The sequence below is a fragment of the Haladaptatus marinus genome, from assembly GCF_051194195.1.
This window is the reverse complement of record NZ_JBLZNK010000004.1, coordinates 404548-429842: the sequence shown is the minus strand read 5'-3', so window position 1 is coordinate 429842 and position 25295 is coordinate 404548. Positions and strand designations below refer to the sequence as shown.

Below are 25295 nucleotides of genomic sequence, written 5' to 3'. Positions count from 1 at the left end.
AATCTAGCTAGCAAAGTTAGGGGCTATCGTGCCGGTACTAACGACCACCATCCGATAGCCATCGTTCTTGTACGCCATTCTACCGGCGGCGGTCTTGAAATCGGCGTAGTCGGGACATTGGTTGGCACACGTTTTTACCCATTTCCGACCTACTACTGTGCCATGCTTATCGCCGAAGGTGACGACCAGTACCGGTTCATTACGCAACCCGATCACGCGGCGTTGGCCGGACAGTTCGCCGAACACTGGGGAAACAACACGTTCGAGCGCCCGACGCCGTTTGCGGCGATGACCCTCGTGGCGGCCAATCACGACAACGGATGGTGGGAATACGATCGAACGCCGCACCTCTTGGACGGCGACATCGTGGATTTCGTGAGCGTCCCCGCAGCCGAGTGGATCGCATTCTACGACGACGGCATCAGCACCGTCGCCGAGATGAATCGGTATGCAGGTCTCGTAGCGTCGATGCATGGGTCGGGGCTCCGCCGCCGACGCTACGGCCTCTCCGCGTCGTGGCCCGACACACCGCCTGCATTCGAGGAATTCGTAGACCGCGAGGAGCGGCGACAGAGGCAACTCGCAAGCGAATTGCACGAATCGAACGGTTCCGAGGAGGAACGACTGTCGGACGAAGATATGTCGGTACTTACCGCCCTCCACGAGCAGGGAAAACCGCCAGCGGGCACGGAAAGCCGACTCTGGTGTAATTTCGAACTCCTGCAAGCATGGGACACTCTCTCGCTCATCTTCGGAACCAGCGAAGATCCGGGCGAGACGACCATCGAGTCCGTCCCGGCGAAACCCGGTGAAGAAGTATCGGTGACGGTGCAGCCCGTCGGTGACCGCGAGTTCGAACTGAACCCGTACCCGTTTACCGAGTCGCCGCTGACCGTCTCCGTTCCCGCCAGAATCGTCCCAAAAGGAGACTACGAGACGGAGGACGATCTCTGCCGTGCGTATTACCGTGGTGAGTATGAAGTCGTTGAGTTCACCGTCTCCAAATAGTTCCGGTACTGCACGTCTTCCTTCTCAGAGCATCTGGAGCAGTTGCTCGATCTCATCACGAACTTCTGAGACGCAGGCTTCAGTGAATGATGCTAGTACTTCACTTCCCGCGTCACGTTGCCCATTGTTATAGAATTCACGAGCTTTCTCCTCCCTCTCGATAGCTCGATGGCGGAACTTCGATTCTAACTCGTCAAACCGACTGCGGACGATTTCGCGGTTCGCCTCGAAGTCCCGGCCATACTCGTCACCCTTCATCGCCATCAGTAGCCGTTTGAACTCCCACCAGTACGACCCTTCTTTGGCCGCATCTTCGCTGACCGTGGTTGGATGAACTACCTGGCGGGTTGCCGTTCCAGCGTTCGAAACTACTGACGGGACGGTTCCACTCTTGACGTAAAATGGGACGTACACACCGATGCAGGGAGGCCCAGGTGTCCACCACAGTTTCGCAAATCCATCATCGTTTGGTGGCAACTCGAAAACGGCCGAGGTGACGCTATCACCCCACGTGAATTCTGCCGGGGATGCGTGCATACAGATCGTCAGGAAATCCGGCAGTGTCGCGTTGAATTTCGGCCCATCGAGAAATGTCTCTTCATAATGATCCCTGAGAATTCGTTGCATTGATTCGATATTGAACTCACCGTCGTCGGTAAGAGTATCCAGCAACTGCTGCGAACGTTTATACCGGATACGAGAGACTTGCAGAGCAGTCTCATGGTCGGTGTATGCGTCGGCGAAATCGAACGGTTCACGTCCGTCTGGCCACCAATCCTGTGAGATTGCGTTCGCGATCAGATCGTCCGAGCCTTTCGTCCAAGAATGTCGAATCGACAGTTCGTTCGATATCGAGTCCGCTCCAGTCGAAATCCGTTTTGCTGCCCATCGCTTGCCAGCCGTTTCGAGAATCCATGCCTCATTCGGGTCAGCGATGAGATACGAGTTGTCGTATGCGCCGTCCGCAAGACCCTCACCCGCGACTGCCGAACCGAACTGCCCGTATTCTTCGAGGAGATTGCTGATGACGTCGACTGCTCCCTCGGCCGTCATCGCCCGCTCCAGGCCAAGACGTACATACTCCATCCCCAAAATCCCCTTTTCCGGAGGGTCACCGCGATCCGCAGCGTCGAGTGCCGCCTTCCAGGGCTTCGTAAAGACGGCTTCGTTTCCGATGACGACGCGATGCTCGTTGATCCCCAATTCATAGCCCCAGCACCAGTATGGAGCACTTCCAAGTGTCGCATACGTATCTGCTGGCTGTGAGAGGGTGCAGTTTGCGAGCTGCAACGTCGCATCCGACGGCGGACTCTTCGAATCTCCGTAGACAACCGGCTGACACTCGAACGCAGGCCGATCACTATTTTTTCCAAAAATCAGGTTTCCTGACCGTGTTACGTCGGATAATGCGACTGCGTTATCACAGCTCAGTGGTCTCTTTGCGGATTGAGTCATCGATGCATCGTGAACTACTGGAAACACAGTATAAATCGTTGTGCCATGAGCGCGTTTCACACAGTTTGGTGATTCGGCTAATAATCGATGGAAATTACTGCTAGTGGGATTCGAAAGACAGGAAAGGGGTTTCGATTGTCATCCTCCCCGCCCGCAAGGGCGAGGCGTTCTCGCCTACAATTCCGTAATACTCGACAGGGTGGCAGACGGCGTTATTGAACCAAAGAATTGAGCTGACCGGAACGTTGCAGACGCTACTGGCCGCGGTATGACCGTGGCAAAGTATCGACGTGCTATTTTTTCGTGTTGGCCGACGCCGGCTTTTCGACGTCCACCGCAACGGGTTGGCGGACGAGGTTACCCCACTCCGTCCATGACCCGTCGTAGTTCGTGACATCCCACCCAAGCAGTTCGTGAAGGGCAAACCACGTAATCGAGGAACGCTCGCCGATACGGCAGTACGATATCACCTCGGAAGTACCCTGAATACCCCGCTCAGCATACACCGAGCGCAACTCGTCGCCGTCCTTGAACCGTCCCTCGTCGTCGAGATTTTCTTTCCACGAGACGTTCGTCGCACCGGGAATGTGTCCCGCCCGGCGGGCTGTTTCCTTGCTGCCCTCGGGAGCAATCTTCTCACCGCGGTACTCGGCTTCCGAACGCACGTCGATCAACGGAATCTCGGGGTCGGCGCCGATATCGGCGCGACCCTCGGTAGAGGACTCGCCCTCGATCGCTGCAACCTCCTCAACGCGATCGAGGTATGCGCGAAGTTCCTCGTGGGGGCCTGCCGACTCATACTCTCGTTGGCTGAACGAAGGCTCTTCATCGGTCGTCGGATACTCGTTGTCGAACCAGTAGGGACGACCACCATCGAGCAACCGGACATCGTCGTGGCCGTAGTATTTGAACTGCCAATAGGTGTACGCAGCCCACTGGTTGGCCTCGTCACCGTAGAGGACAACCGTCGTATCTGCCGTGATTCCTGCATTCCCCATGATTTCCTCGAACTCCGCTCGCTTCAGGATATCGCGTTCGATGGAATCCTGAAGGTGAGACCCCCAGCGAAACCCGACGGCACCCGGGATGTGTGCTTCGGCGTAGGACTCCTCGTACTCGATATCTGCCTCGACGAGTCGGTAGTCAGAATCATCCGACTGGAACAGATCGAGATGTTCGTGAAGCCAGTCTGGCGAAACGAGAACGTCGGTGCCGTTCTCGTACTTCTCATCGATTGCGGGGTCGGAGAGCTCGGCGTCGGTCATGGACTGTACGTTTTATCCATCGATGACCTAACGATTGGGGCTGCACATGTCGGGTTTTCGTAACAGTGACGTCCCTCACTCCGTCCGAAGAGCGACCGGATTGCTACAGAAGAATGTACTGAAGACAGCACGGACAAACCCTCACGATACTTCTAGAGCGCTGACTACTGGGACTTCTCATGTCCGAACCTGAGAAAAATCTCTCGCTCACGCAGTGACGGAACACACCGTGTCAGGAGATGACCTCAAGTAAAATCATCCCGTTCTAGGCTCCATGACCACGTACAGTGGAGCATGGACAGAATTGACAGTTTCCAAGTATCTCGACCGGACAACTGTTCCGCTCCGAATTGCCTGTCACACTCCTGCAGACCGGCTCTGGATCGTCTCGCTTTGGTATCTGTTTCGAGACGGAAAATTCCATTGTGCAACAGCGGCACACGCGGATATCGTCCGGTTCTTGGAGCACGATTCGAATGTCGGGTTTGAAGTGTCCACCAACAAACCCCCATACAAGGGGATTCGTGGAAGTGGAGTCGCGTCTATCGAATCAGACCCAGAGAAAACTGTTCTTCGAGAACTCCTCGATCGATACGTCGGAGACACCGGATCGGAGTTCGCCGAGCGGTTACTGTCCGATGAGCGAGACGAGGTAACCCTCCAGATCGACCCAGAGCGTGTGTTCAGTTGGGATTTCACTGAACGAATGCAGGAGGTTGAAGATAAATGACCACGGAGAAACACTCCTAATCCACGACCGCCTAACGAGTGCAAGTGGGTTCATCCCATTTCAACTTCTGTTCTCAGTCACGGAGTTGTCCGCTAGTATTCTCTTCGTACTCTGTTGCGCCGTTCACAATGTTGGCAATTGCTTGACGCTTGAGGAGAATGAAGCCAGCAAACACGATCATGAATCCGGCGATTGTGAGAGTTGTGATAGATTCGCCTAACACGACGACGCCGACTATCGTCGCGACGATTGGAACCAGGTAGGAAACCAGTGATGTTTCGAATGCACCGCGAACATCGAGAAGGGTGAAATAAATCAAGAAGGCGATTGCGGTGGCGAAGATTCCAAGATATGCGACTGCAGCACCGCTTTTGACAGTGGTTGGGAACGAAAACGTCTCGCCTAAACTAAGGCTAACAGCATGCAGAAACAGTCCGCCAGTGAACATCGACCATCCGGAGAGTGCGGCCTTATCGAGCGTCGGCCCCACCCGTTGAATGAGAACGCCTCCAAGTGCGACGCCTGTAATTTGAATAAGAATCAACAATCGACCAGTAACATTACTCCCAAGCAAGTTGGCTGGATCCGGACGGATGATTAGGCTGACACCGACGAATCCTAGGACAATACCGATTGTCCCAACCGCGGAGACCCGCTCCTCCGGCAGTAACCGCAATGCCCATAGCGATGTCATGATCGGAAGAAGACTCTGCAAGATGGCGGCGACTCCGCTTGACACGGTTTGTTGGCCGATAAAGAGGAATGCGTTTGCGCCAACGAGGAATAATCCTCCAGCGAGGATGGCACTGGCGTTCGTTATATCAGTTGGACGCCACGCCGAATCACTGAAGAGTGCGTATCCGAGGAGAAGAACTGCTGCGACGTCATAGCGGTAGGCAGCAAAGAGCACTGGCTCAAGTGATTCGAGACCGAGGGAGATCGCGAGAAATGAGAATCCCCATAAGGTAGCAAGTAGCCCGAACAGCCCAACGATCGTGAAACGGCGGTTCACAAGTAGTAGAATGATCCACGATCAGTCATCAGACTCGATCCTCTCACCGGATCGCTCCACTGGTTTCTTTTTCCGGTCATCGTAGTGCTAATGAGTACTGCAGTTACAACTGTAGGCGTTACGAACCGGGTTCTTGTTGCCACATTGTTTGCAAGGTTCGAAGTGGTCGTCTTGTCCGCCATCGCCACCTACGGACAGTATGAACCCAAATAGAAATTCAGAGATTGCAGGTCAGGGAACAACTGCGGTTTTTGGAATTTCGTGACCACCTCAAGACGGAGTTATCGAACCGTATCATCGGATTTTTGCGCTAGACCGCGACAGTTACGCGTATGCGACTTGCACGACTACTCACCCCAAACGGCCCCGTCGTCGGCAGTTACGACGATGGGACGCTCTACGCTGATGACGGCGTCTATGAAGTCGGTATCGATGGACGACTGCTTCCCCCCTGCGAACCGAGTGCTCTCTACTGCGTCGGTCGCAACTACGCGACGACGCTCGAACAAATGGAATACGAGCAGCCGGAGGAGCCCGACTTCTTCATCAAACCCGCCACGAGCCTCATCGCTGACGGCCAATCGATCCCGTACCCAACGTGGACTGATGATCTCACCTATGCTGGTGAACTGGTTGCTGTCATCGACGAGCGCTGTCGAAATCTCACGCCTGAAGCGGTACCGGACGTGGTTCGTGGATACACCATCATGAACGATGTCGACGCCCTCGACCAGGCTGGCCGTACTGCGCGAAAAGCGTTCGATGGTTCCGCGCCGCTCGGCCCATGGATCGAGACGAACGTTGACCCGACCGAGCTCGACATGGAAACGTACGTTGGCAGCGAGAAACGGCAAGATTCGAATACCGAGCTGATGCTGTTTGACCCGTACGAAATAATCGCACACCTCTCCCGGCGGTTCACCCTCCGACCTGGCGACTGTATTGCGTTCGGTAGTCCTGAGAATCCGGGGGGCATCGAACCGGGTGAGACTGTCGAAATCACGTACGAAGGAATCGGCACATTGACAAACACCGTTACGGATTCGTCGTTTCCTTGACATCCTCCCCGACCGAAAGGGCGAGGATGTCACCCCCACGTCCAGCGCGAGTCGAGGACGTACCGATAGAGTCCACTGATCGCTATCGCAACCGCATTCCCGAGCAGATACAACATATCACCCCAGTTGACGAGGGCGAAAAGGATGCCGAGTTGGATCGGTATTGCAGTTCCACGAACCACGTTTGTTTTGAAGAGCCCGGTGAAAAACTCGCGACGACCATCGTTTCGAGACCCACGAAACGTCCAAGCGTTGTTGAGAACATACTGAAACGAGATCGTGATCTCGATGGCGACGAATGCACCGAACAGATAGTTCAGCCCGGCCTTATCGACAAACGTCCATAGCAGCACTAGTTGTACTCCTGCGGCAATGGTTCCGACGGCGACGAATCGTCGTAACCGTGGTGCGATGGGGCCGTCGCAGAGGCCGCGAAAGTACGCCTGGAACATCTACCCAAAACAAAAGCGGTTCGAATCACGTATTCCTATCGATTTTCGCGTATTTCCGAAGTCGTCGGTGAAAACCCTCAATCATATTGAAGTATTCCGAACAAACGAATTCGTACTGTACCGATGCGAATTCATGGAGATCAGTGGCAATGTTCTGGTGATTGGTTCCTCCACCCGAATCGAGGAAGGAATCGAAGACGGTGCAAATCCCCTTCTCGATGGGCGTGAACTGGACACGCCCGACGCTGGAAACTTTCTTCGACCGACTATCTTCGGGATGTCGATCCAGAAAGATCTTCATGCACAAGGTGAGGACATGATCCACTTTTTCACGGACAAAGCGGTGTATCTCGAGCGCTGGCCGGAGGCGTAAAATCAGTTGGAGGTTAAGAGTTGTCGAAGACGGTCGTTATCGAATCATCGAGAACTGCCAACGCACGCTCGATCGCTTCTTGGTTCGCGATTAACGGTGGTGAGATGATAATCTGGAATCCCGGACGACCACCACCGAAAAGAACACCTCGGTCACTCGATTCTCGAATCACACTCGCTACCGGATTCTCGTCGTCGTCCACTCGTGGGTCGTGGAATGATTCGCCGGTCGTCGGGTCTGCAAACTCGACCCCCCAAAGGAACCCGCGGCCGCGAATATCACTGACAACATCGTGATTCGCTTTCAGCTCCTGTAATCCTGTTCGAAAGGTCGCTTCCTGCTCGGCTACGTTCTCGATTACGCCATCCGAATAGACATCAAGTGCGGCAGAACCAGCAGCACAGCCGATGGGATGGCCGCCAAAGGTTTGTCCGATATCGAAACCGTTCGACTGAACGAACGAGGCTATTTCGGGCGTCACGATGACTCCAGCCAGTGGGGCATATGCACTCGTGATTCCTTTTGCAAACGTGATCATATCGGGGTTGACGTCCTCAGTCTGTATCCCGAACCAGTCCCCACAGCGACCAAATCCAGTAATGACCTCATCTGCAATCAGTAGAATATCGTACTCATCGCAAAGATCTCGAACATGGTCGAAATATCCGGGAGGAGCGGGGAAGGCACCACTCGTTCCGGCAACCGGTTCCATTAGAATCGCCGCGATCGAATCCGGTCCTTCATTCCGAATCACGAACTCGAGATGCTCGCCAGCCCGTCGCGCTAATTCCTCCGGGTCGTCAGTATCGAACGCCTTCGGGATCGGTGGCAGGAATTTTGCCGCCCCGGACGTCGCTGCATGGCGTTCGATCGTCGAACGTGTCTCCGGGTCACCAGTGAGAGCACCGGCCCCATACGTGCCGCCGTGATAGGACCGCCATCGGGTGAGCACCGTTGGAGCATCTTGGCGTTCACGAGCGAGTTGAACTGCGATTTCGTTGGCCTCACTACCGGAGACGGAAAAGAACGTGTGCGAAAGGTTATCCGGTGCGACTTTGGCAAGCTTATTCGCGAGCCTTTCACGAGCTGGCGTGCGCTTTGCGGATGACACATATGGAATCTTGCGCGCCTGCTCGTCCATTGCTTCGATCACTGCTTCGTTACTGTGTCCAAGGTTCGTACAATACAGCTGTGAGCAGAAGTCGAAATATTCGGTTCCATCCACGTCCCAAACCGAGATACCCTCACCCTCGGCGATATTGATCGGATTTGTATCCGGATCGTACCAGTGATGAATCGAAGCGGCTTCCTCTCTAACGGGCTCTTGCCGTGACATACCCAATGATTTTTCTCCAATATAATAAAATCTCGTTTGAATATTTTTCAAAAATCCCGTGAAAATGAGCGAGAATGTGTTCTCTTGGCTGATGTTCATATATTTTCCCAATAGAACTGAGAAGAATATTCGCCCCAGACTATGCAAACCACTGAGAGTAGTCGGTTGCTATATCCGAACCTCGACCAAACTCGAACGTTCAAGACCCTATGGTCACGACAAAGAATTAACATACCGACGCTCCTCCACTACTCCGACGTCGAGAACGATTCGACCGCCCCGAGCGGGTCGCAAGGCTCGCGACCGCTCTCCAGACGCCCACCAACGCCGTCGTCGGATCCGGCGACGTCCTCGCGCCTGGTGCCCTCGCGAACGAACATCAGGGACGCCACGCACTCCCGCTTTTCGAAGCCGCCAAACCAGCCGCAGAGACGTTCGGAAACCACGATTTCGACTTCGGCACCGACGCCCTCCGAGCCATCATCGAGGAGTCGCCTCATCCTTGGGTGTCAGCGAACGTCACGCTCCCCGATGTCAACGTCCCACAGTCGGTCGTCATCGAATGCAACGACGGGTACATCGGTATCACCGGCGTCACTGCACCGGACGCTATCGGGGACTGGCTGGACGGCGTTCGTTCCACTACCCCCGTGGACGCGGCGCGACGGGTGATCGACCACCTTCAACGGGACTGTGAATACGTAATCCTCCTCGCGCATGTCGGCGACGAGACGGCGACCACCCTCGCCCGAGAGACAGCGGCCGATGTAGTGTGTGCCGGACATTCCGAGCGCATCGACCACGTGAACGGCACCTGCATCGTCCGTCCAGGAGCCAACGGCCGGATTGTCAACGCCGTCGACCTCGACAGCCGAGAAGCGACCCCCCGCCACGTCCCCGATTGGGCGCCCGATACGGCGGTCGGCGACCAGGTTCGCAACCTCCGACGAGGCACCGGCCTCGACGACGTCGTTACTCGCGTGGAAACGCCTGTCCCACGGAGTCCGCAGGCCCGCTACAACGGCACCTCCCCGGTCGCCGGATTCGTTGTTGCTGCGACCCGCTGGGCGGTCGATGCCGACGTCGGTGTCGTCGACTCTGGCGGCATCCGTGACGGCCCACCGCTGGCTGGCGACGTCACCGTCGCCGAAATTCGCGGCCTCTACCCCTTCGAGGCCCCTATCACAGCCCTTGAACTCGACGGCACCCAACTCTGGGCGCTGGTGGACTCCGCCATCCGACCCGACGAATACCCCGACAACCCCGTTTGGGCATACTTCGACGGCTTGACTGTCGACTGGGAGACGGACGGTCTGCAAGAAGTCACGACGCAAGACGGCCCGCTCGTCGCCGACGAACAGTACACAGTTGCCACCTCGACCTACGTCCCCGGCAGCGGAACATTCGATGGCGTTGCCGAAGCTTCGCCCGACGACGACGACGGCCCGCTCCACCCGGACGCCCTCATCGCGTATGCTCGCGAGGAAGGCATCGAGTGACGGTTCCACCGGTGTGATCTATCAGAAACCTCGGCTGCCTTAGTCAAAAACGGAGTACAGTCCGATGTCGGATGGCAAGCCCATTCCGCAGCAGTACGGCGTCAATTTTCATCTGGCCTTCTCCTTCGTACCGAAATCCGGCCAAGTGACCGAAGACGGTTCAGCCACGGAGTATGACTTCCGCCGAGTTCTATGACGTGCATTTTCGCCATGAGGAGATAGATCGCCAGCGAAAGAACGTATACGAGTGGTGTCAGGGCCAGTTGCCATAGAAGCGTCGACGTAAGGTCAACCCCGATCTCAGGACGCCAAACCCTGTTCATCGTCCGGAAGAGACGAATCAATGGAACGTGAAGAAGATAAATCCCGAGTGCGTGTCGCCCCACTTTCGGGAGAATCGTATTTTTCCCCCACTGCGGGTTCGAGAGCACGTATGCGAAGAGAGCAAGAACGAAGAATATCGTCGAAACGGTGTACTCCGTCATGTATATTTCTTGGCGGAGAACCTGGTCACGAATGATGTAGCCGATCGCGTATTGTTCTACGAGTTGGACTCCTGCGAGAACACAGACTGCGCCAAAATAGATGTGACGACGGTTCTCCTTTGGTGTCCAGTCGATCGAGCTGATTTGGTAGCCGAGAGCGACGTAGAAGAAGCCAAAGAAGAGGGCATCCCGCATTCGAAACGGTACGTCGACGATCATTTGATAATTCGTTCCGATGAGGCCAACGATGTGAAAAATCGCAGCGACGGGCAACAGATAGCGGGTTTTTTCGAACTTGACGAAGCAAGCGACGAAAACGAGGGAGAAGATCAATGCCGTCAGAAACCATAGTGGAACAGCAAGTGCACTTCCAAAGTATAGGAGATCAATCGCGGAGATGTTACCGAGGCCGCGATTGATGAGAGCATTCACTACAGGAACGCCTTGGAGTAAGGCGAGCGCGATTACTGCCGTCACGGAGAGGAGTCTCCCGAACACATAGATCGAACCTAGTTTTCGGACGGAACCAATCACGGTAGATTTGACGGTATCGACATTCACTGTTTCCGCGAGGAAGTATCCGGACGTAGCAAAAAAGAACGGAACGTCGAACTGACCGATAGTATCTAACGCGAAGTAGACGTAATTCCCGTACGTTCCGAAGCCTCGAAACGGTTGAACGTGTGCAATAACAATGAAAAATATAGCGACTGCTCGCAGGGTATCTATGCTGTGAATTCTATCACTCATCGTATCTCAAAGATCCATTGAAAAGTCAACCCTCCCTATTTAAAACGCCTACGATTATGGCGAGAAATCCGAAATTGTTCTCGTTTGTTCAATGATTCGTTAATATCGCTCTGTTTTTCGACGAGCTACAGAGATGAAATGTATCTTTGAAAATATTTTCCAACACCTATTCGTTTCCTAATATCTTTCCCGATTGTATCTAGATATGAGTCAGATTGCATAGTTCTCTAAGATGGTTTTCTCAGCTTAGACATCTTAGACGATATTGAACACGTGGTTCAAATTTGACCGCTCCAGTGGCGAACTTCGATCGTATCTCGCACCTCCTTCGTTCTTGCAATTGCCGCTAGACCGGGATAATCGGCCTCTAAATCCGCATAGAGGTATGATAGAAACAGGTCACTGTTCGATCGCTGACGCTGGCGTAGATACGACTGCTGATCGTCTGCCAGCTGGTCGAGTTGCTCTTGGATTTCGCTCAGTCGGTCACTTCGGTTTGCGAAAGAGTGGTTGGCTCGCTCGATAGCGGCTAACTCTTCGCCAATATCGGCGAGTGACCCTTCTAACTCCGCAAGTTGTTGCCGTTCAGCCGTAATGAGTTGGTTCGATCGTGTTCGAGTTTCGATTGCGTTCTCGGTCTCACTCAGCAGTTGGTTCCATAACAGTGACGAACAAGTGGATGGCCCACCAGCAATGCCAGCCGCGACATTGTGTCCGAACTCGTCCGCGATACTCTCGAGTGCCGTTTCCTCGCTGTATTCCGCTTCCCAATGTTCGACTGCCAATACCGTCTCCCGGTAGGCAGTTTGAACTGGTTTCTGTGATGCGGAGGGCGATGTTTGAGAGGAGAGCAGCTTCGAACGTGTTCCGCCATCCGCTCGATACGGCTGTGGTGGATTCTCGCCGAGGCGGTCGTGGAAGTCCTCGAAAGCGTTGATCTCGGCCTGAACTTGTGATTCCTCTCTGTCAAGGATTCGCTGAGCGCGAGGCAGTGGCGTGCGATCGATTATCCGATTTCCTTTCTGTGCCATTGTTCCTCACTAACTCACTAGGGTAGGCATATATAGACATTATTGCCCAAAACTGTACGTTAAAAATCCCATTCAGATTCTCGAAATTATGAGTCTGGAATCAGAGACTATCACAGACCCCAACAAATTCTGATAAATAGATCGAAACTGCACTAGCGTTTTCAGGGTGTCCGTCGTGACTATGATGGCTCGAATCCGACGCAACGATGACCCTCAGGCCGTTCCGGCGCCATCGTGATACTCGTCGATGATCGACGCCACCGTCTCCTCTTCGTGAATCCCACCGAGCGTCTCGGCCAAGGACGCGGCCTCAAACATTTCGAGAACCTGCTGGTTTACCCCTGCCAAATGAATGTCGATTCCACGCGGCGTGAGGGTACGATGCAGGTCTTCGAACATCTCTACCGACGCGAGGTCTACCATCGGTGAGGAAGACAGGTCGAAGACGATGAGATCAAGCGGAGTCTCGCGCGTCTCGATCCGATCCAGGAGGTCATCTTGAATACCATTCGTGTTTGCATAAAACATCCCGGCATCCACACGGTAAACGAGCACCTCGGGTTCCTCGACCGCTTCCGGGTGTCGTTCTCGGTTGACGAAGTGGTTGGTTCCGGGAATCCTGGCAAGCACCTCCTTCTTGGGGTTGCTCGCCCGAGAAATAGCTATCGCGAGCGAGAGGAAGACACCGATGAACACGCCCCAGAGCATCCCCAGGGCGAGCACACCGAGTAACGCCGCCAATGCGATGATGAATTCGTTCTGACTGATGGAACGGAGTCGTTGCATCCCATCAACATCGATAATGCCAAGGACAGCGACGGTGACGACCGCTCCTAAGGTCGCATCCGGGAGCGACGTGAACAACCCGGTCAGAAACAGGAGGACGACGACGAGAACGCCGACGATCACCGCACTGACAATCTGCGATTTCCCATCCATCGAGTCGTTGAGCGCCGACCGAGACATGCTCCCACCGACGACGAATCCACCGAACAGACCGGCACCGACGTTCGCAGCCCCATCCGCGAGGAGCTCTTGGTCGGGATCTGCCCGGTAGTTGTTTCGACGTGCGAACGTTTGAACAGCCCCGATTCCTTGCACGTACGAGAGGATAAAGAGGGCCAAGGCCACCGGAACGAGCGATTCGATGACGCCGATCGATGGGAGGAGTGGAACCGTGACCGGGGGGAGACCACTCTGAATTTGGCCGACGATCGTAACACCTCGTGCTTGGAGGTTCAGTATCGACGACACGACGATGGCGAGCAGGACGACAAGGAGCGCGGTCGGTGCGCGCGGTAAGAATCGCTTTCCGAGCAATAACAGGACGATGGAAACGAGTCCGACCGCAACCGTTGTGGACTGTGCCTCGTTCAGGTGAGCGATGATAAACCCGACGCGCTGGAAGAAGGTGCCCGAAGAGCCCGAGATGCCGAAAATTTTCCCGAGCTGCGTGGAAATGATGTAGAGACCGGCACCGGACGCGAAGCCGGTGAGCACGGATCCGGAAATGAAGTTCACAAGGTCGCCGAGTCGGAATATCCAGGCGAACACGCAGATGATTCCAACCATGATCGTCGTAGTGGTGACGAGAGATATGTACCCCATCGCACTCCCGGCTGCGATGGGCCCAACCTCTGTGAGGAGTAAGACAGCAAGCGGTGAGGTTGGGCCGACGATTACCTGCCGAGACGAGGCAAAAAACACGTACGTAAGGGCACCCATCAGGGCGGCGTACAGCCCCGTCTGAGGAGGTAATCCAGCGAGCGAGGCGTACGCCAACCCACCGGGAATAACTGCTGCCGAGACCGTGAGTCCTGACACGATATCGCTTCGGAGCCATGACCGGTCGTACTCCGGCAACCACTCCGTCACCGGGAGATCCGACTGGATACCCTCTGTAATCCGTTGTGAAAGACTGTTGCTAGCCATGAATTCCCCTTCCCCTCCCAAATACTGGAACCGGTCAGAATACGTCGTGTGAGTAGAAAAACATTATCTAATCATATAATTGGCAGACTAGTGTTTGGCAAATCAGAGATAGCTCCGCTAGTGACCGTTCAAAAGGGATAATAAATGCCAGAGAACATTCTTACGGCTGGTCGTCCATTTCCATCTTATCGACGAGCTCATCCGGAAGCGCACCGATCTGCATGAGCATGCCAAGGATATTGACTTCCTGCCACGTCTCGGCGAGTTTTCCGTCCTCGAAACGGTTAATATCGATTCCCGTGACGGTTACCTCTTCATGCGTTGGCTCGATACCCATCATCTCTCCGACGTGTTCGCCCGTCTGTGACCAGCGTCCGATCACATAATCGTCGGTGGAAATGAGTTGCTCGGTGATGAGCGGCCCGTCTATGATACCTGCACCCATTTCAGCCATTTCCCGGTAAACTTCACGGCCACGCATGGGCTCCGGCATGGATGCGTCATGCAAGACATAGTCTTCGGCGACCAGTTCGTCGATCGCATCGAAGTTGTGGTTTTCCCAGACCTCTTCGTTGAGACGCTGGGAGGTTTGTTCGTTTTCTTTGGTCGTCGTGCTCATGATAGTTTTCTCCTCGTGTCCGCACCATCCTGACGCTGTCTCGGCGCTTAGTAATGCAGTCAATGCAACAATACTACCGACTCATACTGCTATCCAAATGTGCGTTATTCCGCCAGAGACGCATTGTCATTACTTCCGGAACGCCGTTGTGATGTCTTCGAGAGAAGTCGGCGCGTACTGCCCACGTGATGTAGACGAGGGGGTGAAAGTAGTGCGACGCTTCTCGTTCCACGCCGAATACGTATTGTGGAACAAGTAGTCGTTGACCCTTCCATACCTTGGCTCGTGTTTCGCAACCGATTTTCGATATTGGGATTTCAATCGTTTTACCAGGGTGATAGCCCAGCAAAGCTCAGCACTAGTTCTCAATCGCTAGCGCGCAACCGACACCTATTCGAGAACAGTTACCCATCGGTGCACACCGCTGTTCTCGCCTCATCTGTAGCCGTGTGGAGGCCAGAACGTCAACGGAGAGAAAGTAAACGTAGACGATAGAGGAGAACGGTTCGAGGCACTGGTCTGTGCTATCTATGCTAATCGACTTCTCTAGATCGAATGAGATCCGCGCGCAATATATTTCTAAATTTCTATTTTTAAATTAACTAATATAGTATCATTATTATCTGCGCGAGTTTTGTTTCTCTATTTTCAGATAGAAATAATCTCGCAATCATCGTTCGAAATTTGTGATCAAGTTCCGGTAGAACCTCCTTCAGCATTAAACAAATTTATCCATATATACATATATTGGCCCACATAGTTATCAAGTGTGGAATGAAACCCCTATTTTCTTCACGAATTAAACCAACCACTCTCACATATCGTGAATCAGATTTAGACCCAAATTGAATCCTAATCCGCGATTTTCCGGTTTATAGACCATCTCGCAACCATATCCACGAATTCACAAAACGTAAATACTGGGCATTGATATCGTTTCTCTATGGTGGCTGGTTCCTCCCCGAGTCGTTCGTTAAAAACAATCGAGACTGCGATAGATATCGTTGACGCGATTCAACAACGTGGCGGTGCGAACGCACAGGAACTCGCTCAGGAATTCGATCTCGCCCAGAGCACGATTCACGGCTACGTAAAGACGCTCGAAAATCGCGGATATCTTACACACGAGAACGGGGAGTACCACGTTGGGCTTGAGTTTCTGAACAAAGGGGGGCACGCCCGCAAACGCAAGCGTGAATACGACTTCATAATTCGCAAACTGGACGATTTAGCCGAACAAACGGGTGAACGCGTTCAATTCATCGTCGAAGAGAACGGTCGTGGCTACTATATTCACACATCTATCGGTGAAAATGCAGTTCAGGTCGACGCACACATCGGTAAGAAAATCCACCTGCACGCTAGTTCAGCAGGGAAAGCAATTCTTGCTTACCTTCCGGAAAAACGCGTCCATCAAATCCTTGATCGGTGGGGATTGCCTGTCTATACCCAACAGACGATCACCAATCGCGGAGAGCTAGAGAACGAACTCCAATCGATTCGGGATGCTGGCTATGCGAAGAGCGAACAGGAGTCGATTACGGGACTTCGGGCAGTCGGTGCGCCTATACGGCCCTCCGAAGACGAACCGATTGGAGCGATCAGTTTCTCCGGTCCCGCGCATCGTCTTACAGGTGAGTGGTTCGAAGAAGAGATACCCAATATCGTTCTCGGAGTCGCAAACGAAATCGAACTCGATCTAAAGTATCAATAGCTCCTTTACGATATTCGAATCGCAATCTCGAAGACATCTCTGTGAGGGGAAATAAGGTTTAAATATTTGTTTCAATTGGCGGTGGGTGTTGATGACTGGTAACAAGACCCGCCTCTCACGGCGAACGTTTCTGGCCGGTGCGGTAGCAAGCAGCACCCTCCTCGCTGGGTGTTCGGGAAGCAGTGGCAATTCGAAGTTCCCGAGTAAGGACATGAACTACATCGTCCCATTCAGTCAAGGGGGTGGCACTGACACGTATGCTCGAAAAATCGTTCCCGAAATCGGCAACGCACTTGATGTCGGTATCGCGATAGAGAACGTTCCGGGAGCGGCCTCGCTGAAGGGGACTGGTGAGATACTGAAATCGAAACCCGACGGCTACACTTTCGGTGGCTTCAATCCACCATCGACGCCGATTTCGTACCTCGTCCACGACCCAAGTTGGGACATTACCAACCTCGTTCCTGTTGCGACGTATGCTCGAACTCCGTACGCCATTTTTGCACGACCGGGTCTCGAGATCGAGGGAGTACAGGACTTAACAGAACGATATAAGAAGGGAGACCTTTCCAAGTTTGCTGGCCTCGCTCGTGGGGGGATTGTTCATACTGCAGCAAACGTGATGAAAAAAGAGTATGATCTGAACTACGAGAAGTATATCGGATATGATGGTGGGGGACCAGCTATCAAAGCCGCCATCTCCGGTGAAGTACCTGTCGTGGCAACGACGGATACTGCTGCGATGAGTGCTGTCGAATCCGGCGATTTAGAACCTGTCGCGATACTTTCTAGCGAAGGGAGCAACGTCTTCAAGGACGCCCCGTCACCGTCGGACGACGGATTGCCAAGTATCGATTATATCGGTCAGCTAACCCGGTGTATGTTCCTGCCGAAGGGGACTGATACCAAAAAGCGAGATACGATAGAAGACGCCGTAAAATCAGCCCTGCAGAGCGATTCGGTACAAAAGTGGTCGAAAAAGACTGGAAATGTCGTCGAGTTTGGCGACCACGAAATGGCGAAAAAAGCACTCACGGAATCTATTGAAACGATTCCTAAGAAAGTAAATCTCGATGAGATTTCTGGCAAATAATATTGGACAATGAAAGGAGAATATATGGATATACAGGAGTACGATGTCGTCGTTGTTGGGAGTGGAACTGCCGGATTGGTTGCTGGACTTCGTGCAGCGGAGCTCGGTCGTTCGGTTGCTGTATTAGAAAAAGCACCGAAGAAGCGACAAGGCGGTCATACTCGGTTTAGTGAATCTTTCCGCGTTCCATCAGTTGGAACCGACCTCGAACAATATGGCTACGAATTCGCCGTCGATGATTACACGGCGGCGGATTTCCGCCGTGACATCATGAACCAAACGAATGGGAAAGCCGACGAGGAGATGACTGACGTCCTCGTTGAGAAGGCCGGTGAAACTGTAGAGTGGATGACCGCCTCCGGTGTTGATTGGCGAATGGAACCACTTGCGGTAGGTTACACCGCTGCTCGAACGTGGTTCGATGGTGAGGAATACGTTGAAACACTTACCGAGGCTGCCGAGAGTGCTGGTGCGGATTTCTGGTTCGAGACGGAAGCAGCAGCGCTTCGTCGCGCACCGACTGGGGAAATCGACGGGATCGATGCACGAACCCCTGATGGACGGGTTACATTCGACAGCAACGCGGTCATTCTGGCGGCGGGTGACTACGGATCGAGCGACGAGAAACGCGTCCGCTATTATGGTCGTGGGTACGATGAAATGAACGTTCGAGGGAGTCGGTATAACACGGGAGAGGCGCTGACGATGGCAGAATCAGCGGGTGCAAATCTCGTCGGCCAGTGGGGTGGAGCCCACATGGCACTGATCGACGCAGAATCCCCAGACGTGGAGGGCGGGGCGAATCGTGTCGACGGCTATCAGTACGGCGTCATCCTGAACGACCACGGCGAACGATTCGTTGACGAAGGTGAAGACGCCAGAGCGCACACGTACGCGAAGTTCGGTCGCCTCATTTTCGAACAGCCGAATCACGTTGCATACATCGTTCTCGATTCAAAAACTCACGACTTAGTGCGGGCGACCGGTCCGTCTGACCCGGTTCGCGCCGATACCTTCGAAGGGGTTCTCGAAACCATCGACTGTGGCGACCCGGTAACTGGCGCCGAAACGATTCGTGAGTTCAACGATTCATGTGATCCCGGTGATTTCGAGCCGACGACGCTCGATGGCAACAGCACGGATGGGCTTGCATTGAACAAATCGAACTGGGCCATTCCGCTCGATGAGCCACCATACTATGCATATGCAGTGACCGGTGGTATCACCTTCAGCTTCGGCGGTGTGAAAATCGAGACCGACGGAGCGGTGATCGATACCCGTGACAAATCCATCCCAGGCCTCTATGCTGCAGGGAATAGCACCGGCGGATTATTCTACGACAACTATCCCGGCGGTACAGCACAGACGAACGCAGCAGTCTACGGAAAGATCGCCGCGGAATCAGCAGATGAGTACCTACAGTCATGAGCAACGAAGAAAACACAGGACTGTTCGAACGGAATCCGGCAACGCCAATCGCGGAGTTCATTCGATCAGTTGATGGCGAACCCGTGTTTTTCTGGTTACTCATCGGTACCGCCGGATACATGTTCGTCACTGCTGGAGAGTTTTCCGCTTCGGCGCGACTCTTTCCCCGTCTAGCGGCAGGGACGATGCTCGTTGCCGGAGCACTGAAACTGGCAGTGACTCATCTCGATATTGGTCTAGAACGGAGTGAACGGGTCGTTCTCTCTGGTGGCCAATCCGAATCGGAATCCGACGACAAGAGATCTGTAGAATCGATGGTCGTCCTCGGCCTCTTGATCCTGGGATACGTTCTCGGAGGATTCCTCGTCGGACTATTCTGGTTGACGCCGCCGTTCGTCTTCCTGTATCTGCTGTATAACAACCAACCCCTCTGGAAGACGATTATCCTGACAGCAATCATGACCGGTGTCGCCTACGGATTCATGACGATCATGAATCTGGATCTCATGACCGGAGGATTCTGATGGCTGATATCGGAATTCTCGCCGATGCAGCGAGGGTGGTCTTTGCGTGGCCGAATATCGTGCTCATACTGCTGGGCGTACTCATCGGCATTATTGGTGGGGCTCTGCCAGGCGTCGGTGGGGCACTTACCGTTGCCATCGCGATGCCGTTTACGCTGCAGATGCGGAGTACGAGTGCCATCATCTTCCTCATGGCGATATACAACGGAGTGATGTATGGAGGAAGCATTTCATCCATTCTGTTCAACGTCCCCGGAGATTCTTCGGCGGCGGCAACAACGCTCGAAGGATATCCGATGACGAAGCAAGGGCGCGCAATCGACGCGTTAACGATTTCAGCTCTTTCGTCGGGACTCGGCGACCTCTTCGGCGCGATCGTGATCATCCTGCTGATGCCGGTAATGGTCACGTTGGTGTTGCTGTTCGGGACACCGGAGTACTTCCTCGTCGCAATATTTGGGCTGTCGCTCATTATCGTGGTCTCGGACGGGTCGTTCCTCAAGGACATGATGGCCGGTGGGTTTGGCGCACTCATCGCCACTATCGGTGTCGCACCGATGTCAGTGACAGAGCGGTACACTTTCGGTCTGCTCGGACTCTACGACGGCGTCGATTTCGTTGCCGCACTCATCGGCATTTTTGCCATCTCCGAAATGCTTCGTCTCAGTCTGCGGGATGGAAGTATTTCTCGTGAGGGTGATGTCGATGTCAGCGGAAGTGTGAAATCGGGCGTGAAAACTGTACTTTCGCGACCGATCACGCTGCTCAAATCGTCCGGTATCGGGCTGTTGGTCGGTGCGATTCCCGGATCCGGTGGTTCAGTGTCGACGTTCATCGCGTACGGTGAGGCAAAGCGCTCGAGCAACGACCCAGACAAGTTCGGAACCGGTGCCGAAGACGGTGTTATCGCGACGGAGTCCGCTAACAACGCGACAGTCAGTGGGGCATTGATTCCAACATTGACGTTCGGAATTCCGGGGAGTACGACGACCGCCGTCCTCATCGGTGCACTCATGCTTCATGGACTACGTCCTGGGCCTGCACTGTTCGACGAACAGATCGGGCTCACCTATTCGATCTTTGCGACGCTCGTCATCTGCAGTCTCGTGATTATCGTCTTCGGACTTCTCGTGGTTCGGTGGGCAGGTTACATCACGACGATAAACACCGACCTTATCATTCCGATTATCGTCTGTCTCTCGCTTTTGGGTACGTACTCCCTTCATTCGAACTACATCGATGTTTTCGTCGTCCTCGTGATGGGCGTTGTCGGCTATCTCATGGATTCCTATGACTACTCGCTGGTGGCGTTTCTCCTGGGGCTCATTCTGGGGCCGATCGCCGAGGAAAATCTGTACCGATCACTCCAATTGAGTGGCGGGGATTTTGACATTTTCCTGGCAACCCCGCTCCGGATCGTGCTCGTTGCGATGATATTGCTTGTGATCGTTGGACCATATGTACGGCCTCTCTTCGATCAATTGCATCAACAGACGACTAACCAGTGAATCCGCAGTAAAACATATTTAGAACGACATAAACAATGGATCAAGAGACAATTCGCTGTGCGTTGGTACGAGGCGGTACGAGCAAAGGCATCCTTATCTCGAGTGGTGAGCTCCCATCGGAACATCACGACGAGGCGATTCTCTCGTTATTCGGGAGTTACGAACCACGACAAGTCGATGGTCTCGGTGGTGCTACTTCGACGACATCGAAACTGATGATCGTCTCCCCGAGCTCGCGGCCTGCCGTGGACATCGACTATACCTTCGGACAGGTTGGCGTCACGGAACCGCTCATCGACTATGGAGGGAACTGTGGCAACATGACGACCGCAATCGGACCGTTTGCGTACGATGAAGATCTCATCGATGTCGTTCCCAATGATGATGACCGTGTGTCGCTTTCACTCTACAACACGAACACAGAGACGGTACTCGAACAATCGTTCCCGGTCGACGATACACGAGCAGTACCGACTGGTTCATTCTCTATCGAGGGAGTTCCCGGGACTGGTGCCCGAGTAGACACTACCTTTCTCGATCCGGGCGGATCGAAAACGGGCTCTCTTTTTCCATTAGGGGCCCCCACAGTGACGGTCGAAACACCAGTCGAACATATCGAAGCAACGGTTCTTGACGTAACGACACCGGTTGTGTTCGTACGAGCGTCCGATCTCGGCTTGAGTGGAACCGAGAACCCGGATCGAGTGGACACAGATCAGCAGCTGCTCGAACGAATCGAACGGATTCGAGCACACGTCTGTGCAGAGCTTGGGTTCGTCGATGACCCTGCTGATGCAGCACGGGAATCCCCTGGATTTCCAAAACTGGCGTTCGTCTCCGAACCACAATCGTACGACACGGAAGGTGGAAGGGTCGCCGAAAATCAGATCGATATCACAGCACGGATCATGAGCATGCAATACCTTCATCCGATCTATGCAGTTACCGGCGCTGCATGTACGGCAGCGGCAACCCTGCTATCGGGGACGATTCCCAATAAAGTCGCTCGGTCAGCAGGAACCGAGGTGGTGCTTGGCCATCCACGAGGAACGATGTCCGTCTCAGCTACTGTCGAAGAGGGGACTGTTCAGTCAGTGACGATTTCGCGAACACAACGTCGACTCATGGAAGGGAAGGCGTTTTACACCCTCGAAAACTGACTTCCTTACCCATAGCAAACTCACAACCATCGACTTGTTTCACTTTTTCGAGAGAAATCCAAACCGAAGGATGGCCCTGGATATAACCAGAGATAATGATATATAACTAACCGCACGTAACATACGTATGCGTCTTGTCCAGGTGCTTATTCCGAGGGGTGACCGGGCAGATGTGCTTGAAACACTCGATGAGGAGGGAATCGATTATGCCGTCTGGGAAGAGACAGGTCGTGGTGATTTCGAAGCGCTGGTCTCCTTTCCAGTCCCCGAATCCGGTGTCGAGCCGGTGCTCGATAACCTCTATGCCGCAGGCATCAAGGAGAACTCCTACACGATCGTCATGCCGACGGAGACGGTGGTCTCCGAGCGTATCCAGTCGCTCAAAGACCGGTATCAAGGACACCGCATTTCGCGTGATGAACTCCGTGCACGTGCCGAGGATCTCGCTCCTGTATCGTCGACGTTTTTCATTTTCCTCGTAGTGAGCACCCTCATCGCGACGACTGGTCTGCTTCTCGATTCGGCGGCAACCATTATTGGGGCAATGGTCATCGCGCCGCTCATGGGACCGGCTATCTCAGCCAGCGTCGGGGCTGTTCTCGCCGATTCCGATATGACATCGCGGGGTGTGCGACTGCAGGTAACTGGCCTACTTGCCGCAGTCGCGACGGCTGCCCTCCTCGGATGGCTCTTGAAAGAGACCGTCTTCTTACCGCCGGTTGACATTCGAACGATTCCGCAAGTTCTCGAACGAACCTCACCGAACTTCCTCTCACTCTTTCTGGCGCTCGGGTCGGGCGTCGCGGGTGCCGTGAGCATCATCCGGGGTGCCGGGTCGTCACTCGTTGGGGTTGCAATCGCAGTGGCACTCATCCCACCTGCCGCCACCGCAGGACTCGGCATCGCGTGGGGACATCCCGGTGTCATTCTCACTGCTGGCGTCCTCGTACTGGTGAACCTGCTCGCGATCAACCTCTCGGCGCTCATCTTATTGTGGCTCGCGGGGTACCGACCCGAGAAAGGGACGCATGCAATGAAAGCACGACGGGCGGTTCGTATCCGAATTGCGACTGTCGTTATCGGCCTCGTCATGCTGTCGGTCGTCCTCGGTGCTGTCACCTGGGCGTCGTTCGAAGTTGGAACCGTGGAGACAGGCGCAAACACGGAGGTCGAGGCGATGTTCACCAACGGACAGTTCGGCGATCTGGAGTTTGTGCAAGCTACCGTCGACTATGATATCGATGACGTCATTCTCGGAAATCCAGCCGACGTGACTGTTGTCGTGACGCACGGTCCGAACGAACAAATTCCACCTGACCTCGCACAGCGTATCGATAGGCGTCTAACGAAAACTACCAGTGAAGACATTGTCGTCCATGTCGAGTTCATACGAGGACAGCATTCGGCTTGACATGGGTTGCTCATTCGAGTACGGCGATTTGGATCAGGGGGTGAGGTTCGCTCAGTGGACGGTCACCTCGACATCTCACATTATGAAGATTGCAGGCGCTAAAACCTCGCCCTTTCGGGCGGGGATACAGCACCGTCTTTTGGTTGCAAACACTGAAATCAGAAGGTTTGCGTTCCCACACTGTGTTTCTGTGATTGTCGATTCGATAGTACCCTATCGGGTTTGACAGTCCGACAACTGGCAGTTGACTGGGTGGTTGCCGCATCAAAAAGTAAGCCCACGGATACCAAACCGACAGAAAATAACCAAGTACCTCCAAGTCCTTTACGGGATAGGAGTAACGGGGGCGTGGCACTTCCATCGGCGGGTCGGGTCGTAAACGTACGTTCCCAAACCAGCGCAATCGGGCGTGGGAAGCCCCGTCGTTTACGACGGGGAGGATGTCACCACTCACTCTCGTCGTCTTGAAACAATCTGACTCAATCGCGACATCGTCTTCATAACTTGACTCCCGCGATGAACTTCATCTCCCTCACCACTCCATTCCGTCGTCTCCTGGAGCTCCGAGACCACTGACTCCCCACCGAAGTTCGGCCGGACGAGCAAAATTACTGTGGCCACGCCAAGCGTGAATCCCAGTATCGCCGCGATGAACGCCAACACCAGCAGTGACCTGCTCACCTGCCATGTATCGAGCTGGATGAGTGTCGCGAACAGTCCTGACACCAGTAATACGATGCCGATCCCTTTCAGCGAGAAATCAAGGTTCGACCCACGCGAAGAGATGTACAGTGAATAGATCAGGATGGCGCCAGCGAAAAACTCGAAGCCGAATAGCGTAAGGAGGATTTCGGATGCTTCCATCACCGGTACAACCGAGGAGAGCAATTCCTGAATACTGTCCCACAACCCGCCCAAAATCAAGAGTACTACTCGCAGCTCGGCGGCGAACACCGCGTCGATAAACTGAAAGAGAAGATCGATCAGCGACATCTCCAACTGGATGAGGAGTTCCGACAGTTCATCGAAGAACGGATTGGCGGTGAACTCCGCGAGAAACGAGAGGGCGAAAACGGGAACGACCATGATGACCGCGACACGTGCTGCAGTGTGGAACACCTTCGTTCGGTTCCGTTTTACCAGTCGGTACACGAACCAGACCGTAAACAACAACGGGAGAATCGTTGCTGGGTGGTCAGCAACGATTTGGAAAGTGGAATTTAACATGGCTCTCGGATATCCTGGAACGGGTGATTGTGATTCAAAGGAGATAGCACTTTTTTCAAAGTTTGAATACGTGTGTCCAGTTGAAACCCTATTCGACATGGCCATCGAGTATGGTAGTGTACGGTCGAGATTGCCCCTGTGACGGTAGTTGATGATTTTATGAAGATTGCAGGCGCTAAAACCTCGCCCTTTCGGGCGGGGATACAGCGCCGTCTTTGGTTGCAA

At 54.1% G+C, this 25295-nt stretch carries 22 protein-coding genes and 1 pseudogene; 13 read left to right on the top strand and 10 right to left on the bottom strand.

Translation table 11 applies throughout. The annotated features are described in order from the left end of the window. Positions 1-162: 162 nt before the first annotated feature. The gene (locus tag ACN2TU_RS15930) at positions 163-1008 is read left to right on the top strand and encodes a DUF3891 family protein (RefSeq protein ID WP_435156716.1); all 846 of its coding nucleotides are present in this window, start codon (positions 163-165) and stop codon (positions 1006-1008) included. Positions 1009-1032: 24 nt separating this feature from the next. Here ACN2TU_RS15930 and ACN2TU_RS15925 read toward each other — a convergent pair whose 3' ends face one another. Then, on the bottom strand, positions 1033-2298 hold the full coding sequence (locus ACN2TU_RS15925) for a C69 family dipeptidase (RefSeq protein ID WP_435156714.1): 1266 nt from the start codon (positions 2296-2298) through the stop codon (positions 1033-1035). Between the two features lie 458 nt (positions 2299-2756). After that, entirely contained in the window at positions 2757-3728 is a 972-nt protein-coding gene (locus tag ACN2TU_RS15920; protein WP_435156713.1) for a sulfurtransferase, read from the bottom strand. A gap of 274 nt (positions 3729-4002) precedes the next feature. On the opposite strand from ACN2TU_RS15920, the gene ACN2TU_RS15915 reads away from it, so the two are divergent. Beyond that, entirely contained in the window at positions 4003-4458 is a 456-nt protein-coding gene (locus ACN2TU_RS15915) for a pyridoxamine 5'-phosphate oxidase family protein (RefSeq protein WP_435156711.1), read from the top strand. Positions 4459-4531: 73 nt separating this feature from the next. Here the strand turns inward: ACN2TU_RS15915 and ACN2TU_RS15910 are convergent, their stop codons facing one another. Beyond that, entirely contained in the window at positions 4532-5470 is a 939-nt protein-coding gene (locus ACN2TU_RS15910) for a DMT family transporter (protein ID WP_435156709.1), read from the bottom strand. A 332-nt stretch (positions 5471-5802) separates the two neighbouring features. Between ACN2TU_RS15910 and ACN2TU_RS15905 the strand changes: the two genes are divergently transcribed. After that, a complete protein-coding gene (locus tag ACN2TU_RS15905; RefSeq protein WP_435156708.1) occupies positions 5803-6528 on the top strand; it encodes a fumarylacetoacetate hydrolase family protein in 726 nt (241 codons plus the stop codon). A 29-nt stretch (positions 6529-6557) separates the two neighbouring features. On the opposite strand, the gene ACN2TU_RS15900 is transcribed toward ACN2TU_RS15905, so the two are convergent. Next, entirely contained in the window at positions 6558-6980 is a 423-nt protein-coding gene (locus ACN2TU_RS15900) for a GtrA family protein (RefSeq protein ID WP_435156706.1), read from the bottom strand. Between the two features lie 133 nt (positions 6981-7113). Here ACN2TU_RS15900 and ACN2TU_RS15895 point away from each other — a divergent pair, with 133 nt between their 5' ends. Continuing rightward, complete coding sequence (locus ACN2TU_RS15895) at positions 7114-7353, top strand: hypothetical protein (protein ID WP_435157058.1); 240 nt, start codon at positions 7114-7116, stop codon at positions 7351-7353. Positions 7354-7366: 13 nt separating this feature from the next. Here ACN2TU_RS15895 and ACN2TU_RS15890 read toward each other — a convergent pair whose 3' ends face one another. Next, on the bottom strand, positions 7367-8689 hold the full coding sequence (locus ACN2TU_RS15890) for an aminotransferase family protein (protein ID WP_435156704.1): 1323 nt from the start codon (positions 8687-8689) through the stop codon (positions 7367-7369). A gap of 377 nt (positions 8690-9066) precedes the next feature. On the opposite strand from ACN2TU_RS15890, the pseudogene ACN2TU_RS15885 reads away from it, so the two are divergent. Further along, positions 9067-9417 (top strand): annotated as a pseudogene (locus ACN2TU_RS15885) (bifunctional metallophosphatase/5'-nucleotidase); the annotation flags it as partial. A gap of 42 nt (positions 9418-9459) precedes the next feature. Continuing rightward, a complete protein-coding gene (locus ACN2TU_RS15880) occupies positions 9460-10188 on the top strand; it encodes a 5'-nucleotidase C-terminal domain-containing protein (RefSeq protein WP_435157052.1) in 729 nt (242 codons plus the stop codon). Between the two features lie 101 nt (positions 10189-10289). Here ACN2TU_RS15880 and ACN2TU_RS15875 read toward each other — a convergent pair whose 3' ends face one another. The 4 genes from ACN2TU_RS15875 to ACN2TU_RS15860 form a co-directional block, all read right to left on the bottom strand. Beyond that, the gene (locus ACN2TU_RS15875; RefSeq protein ID WP_435156702.1) at positions 10290-11423 is read right to left on the bottom strand and encodes an acyltransferase; all 1134 of its coding nucleotides are present in this window, start codon (positions 11421-11423) and stop codon (positions 10290-10292) included. Positions 11424-11701: 278 nt separating this feature from the next. Next, entirely contained in the window at positions 11702-12454 is a 753-nt protein-coding gene (locus ACN2TU_RS15870) for a DUF7260 family protein (protein WP_435156700.1), read from the bottom strand. A 213-nt stretch (positions 12455-12667) separates the two neighbouring features. Beyond that, positions 12668-14386 carry a SulP family inorganic anion transporter gene (locus ACN2TU_RS15865; RefSeq protein WP_435156698.1) on the bottom strand — a complete coding sequence of 573 codons (1719 nt, stop codon included), beginning with the start codon at positions 14384-14386 and terminating at the stop codon, positions 12668-12670. 160 nt (positions 14387-14546) lie between these two features. Next, positions 14547-15005: an ester cyclase gene (locus ACN2TU_RS15860; RefSeq protein WP_435156696.1), complete on the bottom strand. Its 459-nt coding sequence runs from the start codon at positions 15003-15005 to the stop codon at positions 14547-14549. A gap of 943 nt (positions 15006-15948) precedes the next feature. On the opposite strand from ACN2TU_RS15860, the gene ACN2TU_RS15855 reads away from it, so the two are divergent. The 7 genes from ACN2TU_RS15855 (at position 15949) to ACN2TU_RS15825 (ending at position 23843) form a co-directional block, all read left to right on the top strand. Further along, positions 15949-16719, top strand: coding sequence for an IclR family transcriptional regulator (locus ACN2TU_RS15855; RefSeq protein ID WP_435156694.1), 771 nt, complete (start codon positions 15949-15951; stop codon positions 16717-16719). A 91-nt stretch (positions 16720-16810) separates the two neighbouring features. Beyond that, entirely contained in the window at positions 16811-17812 is a 1002-nt protein-coding gene (locus ACN2TU_RS15850) for a Bug family tripartite tricarboxylate transporter substrate binding protein (protein WP_435156693.1), read from the top strand. Between the two features lie 24 nt (positions 17813-17836). Beyond that, positions 17837-19240 (top strand): FAD-dependent tricarballylate dehydrogenase TcuA, encoded by a 1404-nt coding sequence (gene tcuA, locus ACN2TU_RS15845; protein WP_435156691.1) that lies wholly within the window; start codon positions 17837-17839, stop codon positions 19238-19240. Further along, entirely contained in the window at positions 19237-19764 is a 528-nt protein-coding gene (locus tag ACN2TU_RS15840; RefSeq protein WP_435156690.1) for a tripartite tricarboxylate transporter TctB family protein, read from the top strand. Before tcuA ends, ACN2TU_RS15840 begins: the two co-directional genes overlap by 4 nt. Next, a complete protein-coding gene (locus ACN2TU_RS15835; protein ID WP_435156688.1) occupies positions 19764-21272 on the top strand; it encodes a tripartite tricarboxylate transporter permease in 1509 nt (502 codons plus the stop codon). Before ACN2TU_RS15840 ends, ACN2TU_RS15835 begins: the two co-directional genes overlap by 1 nt. Positions 21273-21307: 35 nt before the next feature. Next, positions 21308-22432 (top strand): PrpF domain-containing protein, encoded by a 1125-nt coding sequence (locus ACN2TU_RS15830; protein ID WP_435156687.1) that lies wholly within the window; start codon positions 21308-21310, stop codon positions 22430-22432. Positions 22433-22559: 127 nt separating this feature from the next. After that, positions 22560-23843, top strand: a complete 1284-nt coding sequence (locus ACN2TU_RS15825) for a TIGR00341 family protein (RefSeq protein ID WP_435156685.1) — start codon at positions 22560-22562, stop codon at positions 23841-23843. A gap of 450 nt (positions 23844-24293) precedes the next feature. Here ACN2TU_RS15825 and ACN2TU_RS15820 read toward each other — a convergent pair whose 3' ends face one another. After that, positions 24294-25070 (bottom strand): hypothetical protein, encoded by a 777-nt coding sequence (locus ACN2TU_RS15820; RefSeq protein ID WP_435156684.1) that lies wholly within the window; start codon positions 25068-25070, stop codon positions 24294-24296. Positions 25071-25295: the final 225 nt, after the last annotated feature.

Excerpts from the sequence above, each read along its gene's own strand:
- ACN2TU_RS15825 (WP_435156685.1), top strand. The coding sequence starts at position 22,560 with ATGCGTCTTGTCCAGGTGCTTATTCCGAGGGGTGACCGGGCAGATGTG.
- ACN2TU_RS15895 (WP_435157058.1), top strand. The coding sequence starts at position 7,114 with ATGGAGATCAGTGGCAATGTTCTGGTGATTGGTTCCTCCACCCGAATC.
- ACN2TU_RS15890 (WP_435156704.1), bottom strand. The coding sequence starts at position 8,689 with ATGTCACGGCAAGAGCCCGTTAGAGAGGAAGCCGCTTCGATTCATCAC.
- ACN2TU_RS15830 (WP_435156687.1), top strand. The coding sequence starts at position 21,308 with ATGGATCAAGAGACAATTCGCTGTGCGTTGGTACGAGGCGGTACGAGC.
- ACN2TU_RS15930 (WP_435156716.1), top strand. The coding sequence starts at position 163 with ATGCTTATCGCCGAAGGTGACGACCAGTACCGGTTCATTACGCAACCC.
- ACN2TU_RS15870 (WP_435156700.1), bottom strand. The coding sequence starts at position 12,454 with ATGGCACAGAAAGGAAATCGGATAATCGATCGCACGCCACTGCCTCGC.
- ACN2TU_RS15920 (WP_435156713.1), bottom strand. The coding sequence starts at position 3,728 with ATGACCGACGCCGAGCTCTCCGACCCCGCAATCGATGAGAAGTACGAG.
- ACN2TU_RS15875 (WP_435156702.1), bottom strand. The coding sequence starts at position 11,423 with ATGAGTGATAGAATTCACAGCATAGATACCCTGCGAGCAGTCGCTATA.
- ACN2TU_RS15900 (WP_435156706.1), bottom strand. The coding sequence starts at position 6,980 with ATGTTCCAGGCGTACTTTCGCGGCCTCTGCGACGGCCCCATCGCACCA.
- ACN2TU_RS15855 (WP_435156694.1), top strand. The coding sequence starts at position 15,949 with ATGGTGGCTGGTTCCTCCCCGAGTCGTTCGTTAAAAACAATCGAGACT.
- ACN2TU_RS15865 (WP_435156698.1), bottom strand. The coding sequence starts at position 14,386 with ATGGCTAGCAACAGTCTTTCACAACGGATTACAGAGGGTATCCAGTCG.
- ACN2TU_RS15860 (WP_435156696.1), bottom strand. The coding sequence starts at position 15,005 with ATGAGCACGACGACCAAAGAAAACGAACAAACCTCCCAGCGTCTCAAC.
- ACN2TU_RS15915 (WP_435156711.1), top strand. The coding sequence starts at position 4,003 with ATGACCACGTACAGTGGAGCATGGACAGAATTGACAGTTTCCAAGTAT.
- tcuA (WP_435156691.1), top strand. The coding sequence starts at position 17,837 with ATGGATATACAGGAGTACGATGTCGTCGTTGTTGGGAGTGGAACTGCC.
- ACN2TU_RS15820 (WP_435156684.1), bottom strand. The coding sequence starts at position 25,070 with ATGTTAAATTCCACTTTCCAAATCGTTGCTGACCACCCAGCAACGATT.
- ACN2TU_RS15850 (WP_435156693.1), top strand. The coding sequence starts at position 16,811 with ATGACTGGTAACAAGACCCGCCTCTCACGGCGAACGTTTCTGGCCGGT.
- ACN2TU_RS15905 (WP_435156708.1), top strand. The coding sequence starts at position 5,803 with ATGCGACTTGCACGACTACTCACCCCAAACGGCCCCGTCGTCGGCAGT.
- ACN2TU_RS15835 (WP_435156688.1), top strand. The coding sequence starts at position 19,764 with ATGGCTGATATCGGAATTCTCGCCGATGCAGCGAGGGTGGTCTTTGCG.
- ACN2TU_RS15840 (WP_435156690.1), top strand. The coding sequence starts at position 19,237 with ATGAGCAACGAAGAAAACACAGGACTGTTCGAACGGAATCCGGCAACG.